Origin of the sequence: Desulfosporosinus sp. Sb-LF (assembly GCF_004766055.1) — a bacterium.
In the GTDB taxonomy this organism is placed as follows: domain Bacteria; phylum Bacillota; class Desulfitobacteriia; order Desulfitobacteriales; family Desulfitobacteriaceae; genus Desulfosporosinus.
On the sequence record NZ_SPQR01000012.1, the window covers coordinates 25,244 to 39,636 of the forward strand.

At 41.5% G+C, this 14,393-nt stretch carries 13 protein-coding genes; all 13 read left to right on the top strand.

The window, feature by feature from the left end:
- Window positions 1-425: 425 nt before the first annotated feature.
- A complete protein-coding gene (locus tag E4K68_RS16230; protein ID WP_135379971.1) occupies window positions 426-1,787 on the top strand; it encodes an FMN-binding glutamate synthase family protein in 1,362 nt (453 codons plus the stop codon).
- Between the two features lie 239 nt (window positions 1,788-2,026).
- The gene (locus E4K68_RS16235) at window positions 2,027-3,283 is read left to right on the top strand and encodes a cation:dicarboxylase symporter family transporter (RefSeq protein WP_135379972.1); all 1,257 of its coding nucleotides are present in this window, start codon (window positions 2,027-2,029) and stop codon (window positions 3,281-3,283) included.
- Between the two features lie 128 nt (window positions 3,284-3,411).
- Complete coding sequence (locus E4K68_RS16240; RefSeq protein WP_135379973.1) at window positions 3,412-4,254, top strand: S1-like domain-containing RNA-binding protein; 843 nt, start codon at window positions 3,412-3,414, stop codon at window positions 4,252-4,254.
- Between the two features lie 47 nt (window positions 4,255-4,301).
- Complete coding sequence (locus E4K68_RS16245) at window positions 4,302-4,733, top strand: DUF188 domain-containing protein (RefSeq protein WP_135379974.1); 432 nt, start codon at window positions 4,302-4,304, stop codon at window positions 4,731-4,733.
- A 91-nt stretch (window positions 4,734-4,824) separates the two neighbouring features.
- Window positions 4,825-5,508, top strand: a complete 684-nt coding sequence (locus tag E4K68_RS16250; RefSeq protein ID WP_135379975.1) for a DUF6308 family protein — start codon at window positions 4,825-4,827, stop codon at window positions 5,506-5,508.
- 226 nt (window positions 5,509-5,734) lie between these two features.
- The gene (gene htpG / locus E4K68_RS16255; RefSeq protein WP_135379976.1) at window positions 5,735-7,579 is read left to right on the top strand and encodes a molecular chaperone HtpG; all 1,845 of its coding nucleotides are present in this window, start codon (window positions 5,735-5,737) and stop codon (window positions 7,577-7,579) included.
- 589 nt (window positions 7,580-8,168) lie between these two features.
- Window positions 8,169-8,720: an RsbRD N-terminal domain-containing protein gene (locus tag E4K68_RS16260; protein WP_135379977.1), complete on the top strand. Its 552-nt coding sequence runs from the start codon at window positions 8,169-8,171 to the stop codon at window positions 8,718-8,720.
- 15 nt (window positions 8,721-8,735) lie between these two features.
- Entirely contained in the window at window positions 8,736-9,734 is a 999-nt protein-coding gene (gene dsrM / locus E4K68_RS16265; protein WP_135379978.1) for a sulfate reduction electron transfer complex DsrMKJOP subunit DsrM, read from the top strand.
- 6 nt (window positions 9,735-9,740) lie between these two features.
- Window positions 9,741-11,366 (top strand): sulfate reduction electron transfer complex DsrMKJOP subunit DsrK, encoded by a 1,626-nt coding sequence (dsrK, locus tag E4K68_RS16270; protein WP_135379979.1) that lies wholly within the window; start codon window positions 9,741-9,743, stop codon window positions 11,364-11,366.
- Window positions 11,366-11,833: a sulfate reduction electron transfer complex DsrMKJOP subunit DsrJ gene (dsrJ, locus tag E4K68_RS16275; RefSeq protein ID WP_135379980.1), complete on the top strand. Its 468-nt coding sequence runs from the start codon at window positions 11,366-11,368 to the stop codon at window positions 11,831-11,833. Before dsrK ends, dsrJ begins: the two co-directional genes overlap by 1 nt.
- Window positions 11,830-12,636: a sulfate reduction electron transfer complex DsrMKJOP subunit DsrO gene (dsrO, locus tag E4K68_RS16280; protein WP_135379981.1), complete on the top strand. Its 807-nt coding sequence runs from the start codon at window positions 11,830-11,832 to the stop codon at window positions 12,634-12,636. Before dsrJ ends, dsrO begins: the two co-directional genes overlap by 4 nt.
- Entirely contained in the window at window positions 12,629-13,789 is a 1,161-nt protein-coding gene (gene dsrP / locus E4K68_RS16285; RefSeq protein WP_135379982.1) for a sulfate reduction electron transfer complex DsrMKJOP subunit DsrP, read from the top strand. The genes dsrO and dsrP overlap by 8 nt, the downstream gene beginning before the upstream one ends.
- Before the next feature lie 101 nt (window positions 13,790-13,890).
- The gene (locus tag E4K68_RS16290; protein WP_135379983.1) at window positions 13,891-14,208 is read left to right on the top strand and encodes a TusE/DsrC/DsvC family sulfur relay protein; all 318 of its coding nucleotides are present in this window, start codon (window positions 13,891-13,893) and stop codon (window positions 14,206-14,208) included.
- The last annotated feature ends 185 nt before the right edge of the window (window positions 14,209-14,393 follow it).

A 14,393-nucleotide genomic window follows, 5' to 3' on the forward strand; every position in this document is an offset into this window, starting at 1 on the left:
CCCTTAAAGATTATTCCCAAATCTTTAAGAAGCGTCATTGCTCCATCGAATATATTACAAATTTAACACCTTATTGCCTTACTGACAAGAGGAAATTTATAAGTATACAGTATTTAAAAATAATAAATCAAGTAAAAAGCGTGACACAGTTCACAACGCTACCGTAATAAGCGAGATTAAGTTATTTGCCTAATAGTCATTAGCCCAAAAGCTCAAAAACTCATTAGCTCGATAATCCGAATCTAGGCATTGCTTACGGGAAGCGTGCTTCTCTTTATCGGAGTTTTTGCCCACCGTACTCACCAGAAAAGGGGGAGTTTTATTTGTCTATTCATGATCGGCTAGTTGTGACGTTTTTAAATAATAGCGGTTGAATTTGACATACTAAGTTATGAATCAAATTTTGACTAAAGAGGTGTAGTGCTGTGCTTAGTGATCTGATGCTGCGAATGCTTAATCCGGTAACTGATGATATGTTCGATACTATGATGACAGAACCCTATGCTAATAACCCCTTTTTGATGATGACCATCATGGAGAAAATGACCATGAGGGCGATCGCTGAGGCTGGAATGCGTGCTCAAACCGGGCAAGCGCTCTCCCGCCCTATAGGGAGCCCTTTAAGAAGTTCACCGTGGGAGAAGCTTCTCTTGAATCCGCGGCAATTATTTGAGCTTCCAACAGAGGATGAACATAAAATCGAGATGAAAGTGACGATTGGGCCCAGGGCTAAAAAGCCCTTAATCATCGATATCCCGATTATGATTACGGGGATGTCCTATGGGGGTTCCCTTAGCCTAACAATGAAAGAGGCCTTGGCTAAAGGAGCATCTAAGGCAAATACAGCAACAAATACTGGGGAATCTGCGGTGTCGCGGGAAGAGCGGGACGCGGCAAAGTTTTTGATAGGTCAATATAATCGAGGAGGGTGGCTAAATGACCCTCAACAGCTTAAGAAACTTGATGCCATTGAAGTACAATTGGGCCAAGGTGCCTGGGGCGGGGCGGTAGCATCAACGATGGACTCCTCGAAAATGGATGACCACCTTCGTGAACTTTGGAAAGTTAAACCTGGAGAAACGACTGGCAAGAAAGCCCGTTTTCCCAAGGTGAATACTCCACAAGATATTATTAGTCTAGTTAATTCTCTCAAAGAAAAATATGACGTCCCGGTAGGGATTAAGATTGCGGGTACACATTTTATGGAGAAGGAATTAGAAATTATCGCCCAGACTAAAGCGGATTTCATAACCATTGATGGACAAGAGGGAGGTACCGCAGCATCAGCACCGACTTTAGAGGATGACCTAGGGTTGCCAACCCTATTTACCATTGCTCGTACCGTTGATTGGCTCAAAAAGCAAGGGTTGCGGGATCGCTTTACGATTATCGGGGCTGGTGGATTGAGAACGCCTGGTGAGTTCTTGAAAGCATTAGCTTTGGGAGCAGATGCGGTCTATATTGGTTCCATCGCACTGATTGCCACCATGCAAAGTCAAATGACGAAGGCACTTCCTCAATCTCCTGCTCCCCAACTCGCTTTGTATGATGGCAAATTTAAAGAAGAGTTTGATCCCGAGGAAGGAAGTCAACACTTGGCTAATTTCCTAAAATCATGCTCGGCTGAGATGGTCATGGCTTTACAGGCCATGGGAAAATCCAGTGTTCGTCAGTTAGGACGGGAAGATCTCGTGAGTATTGATCAAGGGCTTGCCAAGGCTCTGCACGTAGGGTACGTAGGTGAAGCGAAAACTTCAGAAGGCTTCATGCCTTTAGCTGCGCGCTAATGAGATCTCATCGCTACAAGAACCGTTACAGTTGCTGTTTTTGTGAATAGTAGCATTGGGTGAGGGGCTCGGTGATGGTAGCAGCATTTTGCCCGCTCCCTTCACCCTTCGATGGTATTTGTGATGATGTCATAGGGGTAAAAAATGTTTGAATCAACCAAGAAACATATGGTAGATGTGGTGTCTTCGAAATATTGTAATTAGGAAATTTCGGGCCATAAATGGAGGTTAAAGTATCGATGGCAAAGAAAAAAATCGGTTTGGCAACAAAAATTGTGATTGGCTTGACCTTGGGAATTCTATATGGGTATTTTTTTAGTAGATACTCTGCTTGGTTGAAACCTGTTGGGGATATGTTTATTCGTTCAATAAAAATGATCGTGGTTCCAATTGTCTTTTCCACGATCGTTATCGGTATCGCGGGTGTTGGTGATCTGAAAAAGGTTGGAAAACTTGGCGGTAAAACCTTGATCTACTTCGAAATCGTGACAACCATCGCTATTTTACTCGGTGTTACGGTTTCCACCTTAACGAAGCCTGGATTGGGGGTTAATTTAAGCCAGATCAATAAAGTAGACATCAGTTCTTTCACAGGCACAGTGGCAAAACATAGTACAACGGATTTATTTGTGAATCTTGTTCCTACTAATATAGTTGATGCTCTGGCACGTGCGGACTTGTTGCAGGTTATCTTCTTTGCGGTACTTTTCGGTGTCTCCCTTTCTTCTATTGGTGAAGTCGGAAAGCCCGTTCTTCACTTTTTTCAAGGGGTTGCAGAAACAATGTTTAAGCTAACGAATATTATAATGTCGGCTGCTCCTTATGGAGTCTTCGCTTTGATGGGTTTTACTGTTTCTCAGTTCGGGTTGGCTGTATTGTTTCCACTAGGAAAACTAGTTGTTATTCTCTACCTGACAATGATTTTTTTTGTTGTGGTCGTTTTTGGAATTATAGCTAAGTTCGTAGGGATTAACTTGTTTACAATGCTAAAAAACCTCGGACAAGAGATGCTAATCGCCTTCTCTACAGACAGTTCAGAGTCAGTATTCCCACAGATTCTGAAGAAAATGGAACAGTTCGGTGTTCCAAAATCCATAGTATCCTTCGTTGTTCCGACCGGGTATACATTTAACCTAGACGGAAGTGCACTTTATCAAGGACTTGCGGTTCCGTTCATTGCTCAAATGTATGGGATCCATCTAACCTTTGCTCATACCTTGACGATCATTGCAGTACTCATGGTTACCTCAAAAGGGATGGCAGGAGTTCCGGGGGTATCCTTCGTCGTCCTAGCCTCTACATTAGCAACGACTGGCTTGCCTGTCGAAGGGCTGGCACTTATCGCGGGCGTTGACCGGATAATGGATATGGGAAGAACGGTTGTTAACGTTATCGGAGTTTCCCTTGCCTCAGTTGTCATGGCTAAAATCGAAGGTGTTTACGACTATTCCAGAGCAACGTATCCGCTGCAACCTTTACTAGAAGAGACTGAATAAATCGATAAATCATTCTATATTTGCCTTAGTCTAACATGTGTATATAATAGTTCATAATGGGATAAACCTTAATTTTTCTTTATAGTCAATCTTACAATTAACTGAAATCGAAAAGAGGAATTCAAGACATGATAGAAATCGGGAAATTTCAGAATCTTAAAATTGCAAATTTCACATCGTTTGGTGCATATTTAGATGCTGAAACAGGTGTTCGACATGATAATATCCTGCTCCCAGTCAAGCAATTACCGGAGGGAGCTAAAGTGGGAGACGAATTAGAGGTCTTTATCTATCGGGATTCCGAGGAACGGCTCATTGCCACGACGAGAAAGCCCTTTGCTCAATTAGGTGAATTAGCCTATCTGAAAGTCAATGCTAAGACGAAGATCGGAGCTTTTTTGGATTTGGGCTTGGAAAGAGGTTTGTTTTTACCATTTAAGGAACAGAAATATCCCATTCAAATGGGTAAGCATTATTTGGTAAAAGTTTATTTGGATAAGAGTCAAAGATTAAGCGCCACTACACAGATCTATGAGTATCTATCGGCAGATGCTCCTTATCAGAAGAATGATAAAGTTATTGGAATCGTTTATTCAGTGAACCCTGAGATGGGAGCCTTTGTCGCAGTCGATAATAAGTATATGGGACTTATTCCGAACAACGAGTATTTTACGGATCTAAAAGAGGGGGATCAAGTTGAGGCACGGGTCATTAGGGTGAGGGAAGATGGCAAGCTCGATTTATCCCCAAGAGAACTTTCCCATCTCCAAAGGGATAATGATACCGTGAAAATCCTTGAAGGGATCAAGAACTATGGGGGTTTCTTAGCTCTTAATGATAAAAGCAGTCCTATTGAAATTGAAAGTCGTTTACACATGAGCAAAGCTGCATTTAAAAGAGCTGTGGGGAAACTTTTGAAAGAGAATAAAGTTGAACAGACAGAAGGCGGTTTGAGAGAAATAGAGTTTTAATTGTAAGATTGGGGAGCTATCAAAGGATCGAGAGAAGTGGTAATGATATGAAAATTATTGTGGACGCTGATGCTTGTCCAAGGGCTGTTTTGCAACTATGTATGAAGTTGGCCCGTGAATTTGATCTGCCTGTTTGGACAGTCGCTAGCTTTAATCATAGTATTGAGTCCGACCATCATGTGGTTGTTGGTAACGCTTCGCAAGAAGCGGATATCCGGGTTATGAATCTTGCACTGGCAGGAGATGTGGCAGTGACGCAGGATTGGGGTCTGGCAGCCATGTTATTGGGGAAGGGAGTAAAGTGCCTTAATCCCGGTGGTCGAGAATTTAGCTCAACGACGATTGAATTTTTACTCGAAGAGAGGGAGGCTAAAGCTAAGTTCCGACGGGGCGGCGGCAGAACGAAAGGACCCAAAAAGAGACTATTAGAAGATGATCAGCAGTTCGAGGCCAGTCTGCGGAATATACTACTTAAATGAACAGTTGCCTTCTATTGGAATGATGCGGAATCGTGGGAATAGGTTGTTATATAAAATCATTTCCGTATTAGAAAAATAAGAGGGTGATAGTTTGGGCGACTGTGACGATAATCCTTGGCGGGACATTGCTTTAGCTTCATTAGAAAACAACTTGACGATTCCGATCGTTAAAGCCTATCTAACCCGAAGTAGTGAACGCTTGGATTGGTACGATCAATCCTATCCGTATTTTGTGCAACGTTTTCAAGAAACTCGACGTAGTTACTTTGAGAAAGACACCTGGATTGAGCGAAAAGCTTATGTATTTGCCTGGATTGCGAAAATTCCACATGGAGGGGAACTTAGTCCCAAACTAACGTTTGAAATCTATAAACTGGAATCGGAATTTTTTGAGAAGAAAATCTTCGAGTTAAGTGGAAAAGCACTTAAGGCTGTTCCACTTGAACAATTTCTAAAATTAGCGGATAAGTTTCTTAATGATGGAGGCCATTGGAACTCGACCTTGGCCTCTAGTTCAAAACTCCTTCATTTTATGTGTCCCTCTCTGATACCGATCTTCGACAAAACAATTTGTCGCGTCCTCTACGGACAGGATAATCTGAGTTTTGGAAAATACGAAGGGTATATCTGTGCGTTGCGTGAGTATCTTAGGCAAAGTGAAAATGAAGAGTTATTGGAGTATTTAAAGGTGAAGGGCAAAGAACGACATAGTTCTGTTTTGCGCCTAGTGGATCTAACTTTATATTGTTTGAATTCTAAGGATCATCAAAAATGACGTTGAATTAAAGAATAGTTCTAGAATGATAAGGTAACTAGAGAATGAGTATGAATATATAAGAAACGTGAAAAGAGACAGAGGTTTACTTGTTGAGGTAAACTTGTCTCTTCTTTTATTGCTCGAAAGACTTTGCACTTTTGGTAAAAATTGATTAAAATAAGGAATGCGGGGCTTGAGAAAGTTGCACAATTCTTTTATTAAGACAAAATGATGGAGGTAACAAATGAGTACGGTAGTAGAAACAAAGGAATTTCAAACGGAAATTCGGCAATTACTAGACATTGTAATCCACTCTCTTTATACTGAGCGCGAGATTTTCTTAAGAGAGCTAATTTCGAATGCAGCAGACGCGATGGGGAAACTGCATTATATTCAGTTAACAAGTCCAGACGTAAAAGACAAAGATTTGGCTTTGGAAATCTTTATTGATACAGATGACAATGCACATACACTAACGATTTCTGATACTGGAATCGGGATGTCGAAAGAAGAATTAGTTGAAAACTTAGGAACTATCGCTCATTCTGGATCTAAAGAATTCATCAAGCATCTTACTGCTAAAGGGGACCAAAAGGATCTTAATCTCATCGGTCAATTCGGGGTAGGCTTCTACTCTGCTTTCATGGTCGCAGATAAGGTTACCCTTCATACTCGTTCCTATCAGCAAGAGGGCGAAAGCCTAGTTTGGGAATCAGACGGTGTAGGGAGTTACACAATCTCTAAAGGAGAAGATCAAGCCAGAGGCACGAAAATGGTCCTTCATCTAAAAGAAGATGCCTATGAGTTTGCTAAGGAAGAAACTGTCCAACGGGTTATTAAGCAATACTCTAGTTTTGTACCATATCCTGTCACGGTTAATGGGACGAAAGTCAACACTGTAGATGCTCTCTGGACTAAAAACAAAAACGAAATCACGGGTGATGAGTACAATGAGTTTTATAAATTCATCGCAAATGCACATGAGGAACCACTTTTCCGCCTGCATTTCTCATCGGATGCGCCTTTGAATATTAATACCTTATTATTTGTTCCTAAGGATAACTTTGAACAGTTTGGCTTCGGTCGAACAGAGCCTGGTGTTAGCCTTTACTGCAAAAAAGTTCTAATTCAAGAAAAATCTCAGGCCGTTTTGCCTGAGTGGCTACGTTTCCTAAGAGGGGTTATGGACAGTGAGGAGCTTCCGCTAAATATCTCCCGAGAAACTATGCAGGATAGTGCTTTAGTCAGTAAACTCAACAAGGTCGTCACCGGTCGTTTTCTTAAATTTCTAGAGGGCCAAGCGACTTCGGAACCAGAAAAGTACAAAGAGTTCTGGGAGAAGTTTAACCAGTTTCTCAAAGAAGGGGCTGCGAATGACTTCACACATCGAAAAGAACTTCTTAAACTTTTGCAGTTTGAATCCTCTAATAGTAAGGCAGGCGAACTTATTTCCTTGGCGGATTATGTTGGTCGCATGAAAGATGACCAAACAGTCATTTACTATGTCAATGGACCTTCGCGAGAGGTGATTGAGTCTGGTCCGTATTTAGAAGCTTTCCGTGATAAAGGCCTAGAAGTGATTTATACGTATGCAGCGATTGATGATTACATCTTTGGGGCGATCGGAGAGTATGAAGGTAAGCGACTCGTATCGGCTGACGAAGCTGATTTAAAGTTAGATAATGAAGAGAAGGTTAGGAGCGAACAATCCTTGTCTGAGGAGGATGTCCAAGCCTTGACAAGCTGGCTTAAAGAGGTCTTGGGTAGTAAAGTGACAGAGGTTCGAGAATCTAAACGTTTAGTGGATAGTCCTGCAGTCGTTTTTAGTCCGTATGGGACAAATAGTATGCAGCGAATGATGCAACTTATGAATAAAGACATGAATAACGTGGGACCCAGTGTTTTGGAAATCAATGCAGCGCATCCGATGATTAAACGTATGGATATAGCTCGAAAAAACGAGGACTCATTTGCTAAAACTGCAGCAGAGCAACTATTTGAAAATGCGCAAATTGCAGCAGGTCTTATTGCTGATCCGCGAGGGATGGTCAACCGTCTCAATGAGATCTTAGAACGTGCGTTAGGTTAAATTTTGAGAGAGTAAGGGCTGTATATTAGAAGCAGCCCTTACTCTTTATTGAGCTGAACTATATTGTATACAACCTATGTTATCAGCCCATTAGCATTTAGTCTGTAGCATGTTAGAAGCACAAAGTTCTGATAATTTCAAGTTAGTCATTGACTACTCGATATTGATGTGGTACGTTTTAGTCAAATGAACGCAAGTCCTAATTTACACAGCTTATATTAAAGGGATTTGAAGTTAATATTGAATAGATATAGGTGTGTTTTTAAGGAAATAGAAAGTTTCCATAAAGAAATCTTAACACTTCAATACGATTATATAATTGATCAATAAGAAATAAGAATTTTACAAGCCTATGAAAATTCCTTAGACTGATAGTGATAATAAGAACAATATAAGATTCTTATTTCGGTAACCTTAAAATCCTGACGCTCCCATTGAGCAGAAATAGGAAAGAACGGCCCCTATATTTAGAAGAAAGGTCGGTGTTGAATGGAGAAATGTTACCGCCATTCAGCATCGACTGAATTGTCTTGTACAAATAAAAACGTGTGCATTGGTTCGAACATCAATTTGCAAGGAGTGGTCAAAATTGGACGCAAAACTGAAGGACCTCTTGGTGGACAAGAGATCCGCCATCTCAAAAGGGTGGTTCATTGCAATCATGGAGACGTACCCAACGGATACGTCTGGTTTTATGCAAAAGCAACAAGATCAATTTGCTAACCCAGTGGGCCACACAATCAGACAAGGAGTAGAAGGCCTCTTGGATGCACTCCTCGAAGAAAAAGATTTTAACGAGGGTATGCCTTTCCTCGATGATATTATCAAGGTAAGAGCGGTTCAGGACTTCACCCCCTCAAAAGCTATGAGCTTTATTTTCCTTCTCAAAAACGTTGTTCACGTAGAACTCGGAAAGGAAATCAGGCAGAACCAGATCACTGATTTGTTGTTTAGTTTTGAATCAAGAATTGATGACCTGGCTTTATTTGCCTTTAACATATATGTAAAATGTCGAGAGCAAATCTATGAACTGAAATCGGAAGAACTTAAAAGGATGACTCACTTGCTCTTGAAGAAATCAAACTTGGCGTACGAGATCCCTGCTCAAGAATTAGAGCTAAAGACCAAAGATAATAATTAGGAAGGAGGTCGTAGAGTGAAAGTGCTGTTTTCTTTCCTCACAGTAATTGTTCTCGTTCTGGTCGCTGCTGTAGGTTCAGTGTTAAACTTAAAGTTTGCTTTTGGTATCATAATACCTTATTTAGCCTTTGTGATGTTTGTAGGTGGTTTCGTCTGTCGCGTGATTAAATGGGGTCGGTCGCCGGTTCCTTATCGTATACCGACAACTTGTGGACAGCAAAAAACACTCCCTTGGATTAAGCAAGACAAGATTGAAAACCCAACGAGCGCTCTCGGGGTTATTGCAAGAATGGCTATGGAAATACTTTTTTTTCGCTCTTTGTTCCGCAACCTCAAAACTGAAGTGAGTGAGGGACCTAATGGTCCGAAGATATCCTACGGTTCTGCTAAATGGCTTTGGATTGGTAGTTTGGTCTTTCACTGGTCATTCCTTATCATCGTCATCCGACATCTGAGGTTTTTCTTGGAACCAGTACCCGGTTTTGTTCGGATAGCGGATGCTCTTGATGGAATGTTGCAAATTGGTCTGCCACCAATTTACTTGACAGATCTCTTCTTTTTGTTGGCTGTAACCTTCCTGTTGGTTCGAAGATTCGTCATTCCGCAGGTTAGATACATCTCTCTTCCTGCAGATTTCTTCCCGCTCTTTATGATTATGAGCATTGCGATTTCAGGAATCCTTATGCGTTACTTCTACAAAGTCGATATAATTGCTGTCAAAGAATTGGCTATTGGATTAGCGCAACTACATCCTGTTCTCCCCGCAGGAATTGGAGATATCTTTTACGTACACATATTTTTGATTAGTGTGCTGTTCGCTTATTTCCCCTTAAGTAAACTGATGCATATGGGTGGAATTTTCCTCAGTCCGACTCGTAACATGATGAATAACAGTCGAATTGTTCGACATATAAATCCTTGGAATCATGCTGTAGAGGTTCATACCTATGCTCAGTATGAAGATGAGTTCAGAGAAAAAATGAAAAAAGCTGGTATACCGGTGGAAAAGGAGTGAGCGTAGATGGCAAAACCAGAAAAAGTAAAACTTCCTAAGCCGGGAGAATTATCGAACATTGACTTTAAAACTCCTGCAACGGATTGGATGGACACACCCGTTAATTTCAAACCGGGTACCTATGCCTGGGGCGCTAAAGAAAAAGATCTTCTAACCCTTGGTTTACCAAATCCAAGGCAGTGGTCACCAGCCGATGAAGACTGGAAATTACCAGAGGGCTGGAAGACAACAATCTTGGACGGAATAGCTGAAAGACTGAGTAAATATCGCTCCTTCAAGATATTTATGGATATCTGTGTTCGATGCGGTGCCTGTGCTGATAAATGCCACTTTTATATTGGCTCAGGGGATCCTAAAAACATGCCAGTTTTAAGGGCCGAACTATTGAGATCAGTCTACAAAAAGTATTTCACAAAGTCTGGTAAATTCCTAGGACGCTTAGCCGGTGGTCGGGAACTCACTGAAGACGTCTTAAAGGAATGGTGGTATTACTTCTTCCAATGTACTGAGTGCCGTCGCTGTTCCGTTTTCTGTCCTTATGGAATCGACCAAGCAGAGGTAACGATTATCGGTAGAGAACTTCTTAACTTAGTGGGCTTGAACATTGACTGGATCGCAGGACCTGCTGCGGCCTGTTATATGAAGGGGAATCACTTGGGACTTGAACCCCATGCTATTACTGGTAACATTGAAACGATGTGCGATGATATCGAGGATTTAACGGGTATTAGAATAGAGCCATCGTTCAACAGAAAAGGTGCTGATATTCTCTTTATCACACCATCAGGAGACCTTTTAGGGGATCCAGGTATTTTCACGAACATGGGCTATCTCATGCTTTTCCATGAACTTGGCCTTAATTACACATGGAGCACCTATGCATCAGAGGGTGGTAACTTTGGATTTTTCACCTCAAATGATATGGCCAAGAGACTTAACTATAAGATTTATGCTGAGGCGAAACGGCTAGGGGTTAAGTGGATTATAGGTGGGGAATGTGGACACATGTGGCGTGTCTTGAATCAATATATGGATACTTGGAACGGGCCAGCGGACTTCCTTGAAGTGCCAAGATCGCCGATTACCGGTACTGTATTTGAAAATGCAAGATCGACTAAAATGGTTCATATTACCGAATTTACGGCTGATCTAATTAAGCACAATAAACTAAAATTAGATCCATCTCGGAATAACCACTTAAAGGTAACCTATCATGACTCCTGTAACACATCTAGAGGTATGGGACTTCTTGAGGAACCACGGTATATTATTAAGGCTGCTTGTAATAATTTCTACGAGATGCCTGAAAACACTATTAGAGAGAAGACGTTCTGCTGTGGTAGTGGTTCAGGGTTAAACGCCTCGGAAAACATGGAACAGCGTATGAGGGGCGGTTTTGCTCGAGCAAACGCGGTTAAATATGTTAAAGAAAAACATGGGGTAAACGTACTTGCAAATATATGCGCAGTCGACAGAGCCGCTCTTCCAGCACTTATGGATTATTGGGTAGGGGGAGTCGATGTGTACGGTACCCATGAATTGCTAGCAAATGCCTTGGTGATGACAGGTGAGAAAGAAAGAACAACCGACTTACGTGGTGATGATCTACCGGGGAAGGAGGGTAATGAGTAATGTATAAAGGCGGAAAAATAATCGCGTCGCTTATCATCTTCGTTGCTTTCCTTACCTTCCCGTTCTTCTATAATATGGGGAAAGTTAACGCTGGACCAGAAAATCTTGATTCGAATATTAAGCTAACAGCGAATACCCAGTGTGTTGAACCAGCATCCTTTATGCGAGCCAATCATATGCAACTACTAAATGACTGGAGACAGGCTTACGTTCGTGATGGCAAGACCGTCTATACAAATAGTCAAGGAAAGAAATTTGAAATCAATCTTGATACATGCATAAAATGTCATTCAACTGGAGCGGCATCGAACACAGCAGGTGTTAGTAATCCGGCATTAAACACAACAGGATCGAGTAAAACGTTGGCATCAAATTCTGATCAATTCTGTGTTTCATGCCATAACTATGCATCAGTGGAGCTGACCTGCTGGAGTTGCCATTCTGAACCAGGGGGGGCAACAAAATGAGCATCAATAGAAGACAATTTCTGAGAAGAGCTGGTATTGTTACTGCTTTAGGACTTGGTGGTTCCTTTGTGATCAATGCTGCTGGCAGCAAATTGGCAGAGGCAGCGGCTGAATCTACGTATGGGACATCTACGCAAGGTTTGGCTGCAAAACACTGGGCTATGGTAGTGGATATGAGTAAGTTTAAGTCAAAAGATGACTTTAAGCGGGTTTCCCAGGCATGCGATCTTATCCACAATGTTCCTGACATTGGTAATACAAAGGACGAAATAAAGTGGATATGGGAAGACGATTACGAGCATACATTTTCTGGCGGAGAAAATGAATATTTAACTGAAAGTTTTAAAGAGCTACCATTTGTAGTCATGTGTAATCACTGCGAGAATCCTCCCTGTGTCAAGGCCTGTCCCACTGGGGCAACTTTCAAAAGACCAGATGGAATTGTTGATATGGATTACCATCGTTGTATCGGTTGCAGATTCTGCATGGGGGCTTGTCCCTTTAGCGCAAGAAGCTTTAATTTTAGAAATCCTAGGCCTTTTATTAAGGAGAATAATCCGGATTATCCAACGAGAACACAGGGAGTTGTCGAAAAGTGCATTTTCTGTGTGGAACGATTGGCTAAAGGTCAAAAGCCAGCCTGCGTGGAGGTCTCAAAAGGTGGGCTAATATTTGGCGATTTGGATGATCCTAACTCCGAGGTTCGAAAGATTATTAGTTCTAAATTTACGATTCGACGCAAAGCAGAATTAGGGACTCAACCGAGTGTTTACTACCTAGTTGGAGGTGGAGAGCATGCTTGAAAAAGCTCTAACCGGTAGTAAAAAGTATTGGGCATGGGTTTTCTGTTTACTAGCTGTCATCGCAGTCGGCGTCCTGGCTTATCTCAGACAGTATAGTTATGGTTTAGGATTAACGGGTATGAGCAGAGATGTTACTTGGGGCTTGTACATTGCCCAGTTTACCTTTCTAGTGGGTATTGCCGCATCGGCTGTTATGCTTGTCACTCCCTATTACCTTCACGATTTTAAGAAGTTTGGTAAAATGGTAATCCTTGGTGAATTCTTAGCGATTGCCGCAATTATCATGTGTATCCTGTTTATTTTTGTTGACGTCGGTCAACCAATGCGGATTCTAAATGTCCTCTTGTATCCCCAGTTACATTCTGTCATGTTTTATGACATGTGTGTACTATGCGGTTATTTGGCCATCAACTTTATTGTTGGTTGGACTACCATTGGTGCTGAAAGAAAAGGAACTCCTTCACCAAAATGGGTTAAACCTATCATTTACCTTTCTATTCCTTGGGCGTTTAGTATTCACACCGTGACTGCATTCTTATATGCTGGTCTTCCAGGTAGACATTTCTGGTTAACGGCTATAATGGCAGCACGTTTTCTAGCATCTGCGTTTGCAGCTGGACCTTCACTTCTTATTCTATTGTGCTTAATTGTACGTAAGGTAAGTAAATTCGATCCTGATCCTCCGGGTGTTGGAGCGATCCAATCGCTTGTAAAAATTATTAGGTATGCCATGATTGCGAATGTTTTCTTCTATATTTGTGAGGTGTTCACAGCCTTTTATAGCGGTTTACCGGAAGAAATGGCACCCTTTAAGTATGCGTTCGTCGGACTTGACGGACATGCAAGCCTTGTACCCTTTATGTGGACTGCCACAGTTCTAGCGTTTCTTGGGATTGCTTTGTTAATATTCCCGACTCGTAAGAATAGTGTACTCTTGCCAATAGCTCTCATATCCGTCTTCCTTGCAAATTGGATTGACAAAGGTATTGTCCTCATTCTTGCTGGATTTGTTCCAAATTCCTTTGGTCGAGTTACGGAATATTTCCCGTCAGGTAATGAGATCGCTATTGTGCTAGGTGTCTACGCCATTGGTATGTTAGTTCTCACTATTTTCTATAAGGTTGCTATTTCAGTTAGAGAGCAGAATTTGTAATTATCGGTGGTTTTGTTGATACTTGTTTGGGAAGATAAGATTAACAATTTACCTAGACAAGTATCAATTTTAATAAACACAATTAAAGGAGGAAAATTAAAATGTCTCAACTTGTTGTAGGTAGCTTAGTTGTAGAATTGGATGAAGATGGATTTCTAGAGGACCATTCAGTATGGACTGAAGATGTAGCAAGAGCTCTTGCTAACACTGAGGAAGTAGAAGAACTTACCGAAGAACACTGGAAGTTAATTAACTATCTCAGAGAGTACTATGATCAGTTTGGTGTTGCACCGATGGTTCGTAAAATGGTTAAAGACTCTGGTTTTGACCAAAAGAAAATTTACGAGTTATTTCCAGCTGGCCCAGGGAAAGGCGCTTGTAAAATTGCAGGTCTCCCGAAACCAACTGGTTGCGTGTAATCGCTAGATATTGGTAACAGATCTCACATAACAATAATATTTTTTATGAATAGACAGATAGAGAGCCGAACACGTTTGTGGTCGGCTCTCTATCGATTTAGCTAACTTATGTTATTCTAGTTGTAGGCTACCTGCAATAGGTTTGCCGCAACCTGGGGATCCTAAGGAATAACAATACTTAATTC

Coding starts and splice junctions, on each gene's coding strand:
- E4K68_RS16290 (WP_135379983.1), top strand. CDS start 13,891: ATGTCTCAACTTGTTGTAGGTAGCTTAGTTGTAGAATTGGATGAAGAT.
- E4K68_RS16240 (WP_135379973.1), top strand. CDS start 3,412: ATGATAGAAATCGGGAAATTTCAGAATCTTAAAATTGCAAATTTCACA.
- dsrO (WP_135379981.1), top strand. CDS start 11,830: ATGAGCATCAATAGAAGACAATTTCTGAGAAGAGCTGGTATTGTTACT.
- E4K68_RS16245 (WP_135379974.1), top strand. CDS start 4,302: ATGAAAATTATTGTGGACGCTGATGCTTGTCCAAGGGCTGTTTTGCAA.
- htpG (WP_135379976.1), top strand. CDS start 5,735: ATGAGTACGGTAGTAGAAACAAAGGAATTTCAAACGGAAATTCGGCAA.
- dsrP (WP_135379982.1), top strand. CDS start 12,629: ATGCTTGAAAAAGCTCTAACCGGTAGTAAAAAGTATTGGGCATGGGTT.
- dsrK (WP_135379979.1), top strand. CDS start 9,741: ATGGCAAAACCAGAAAAAGTAAAACTTCCTAAGCCGGGAGAATTATCG.
- dsrJ (WP_135379980.1), top strand. CDS start 11,366: ATGTATAAAGGCGGAAAAATAATCGCGTCGCTTATCATCTTCGTTGCT.
- E4K68_RS16235 (WP_135379972.1), top strand. CDS start 2,027: ATGGCAAAGAAAAAAATCGGTTTGGCAACAAAAATTGTGATTGGCTTG.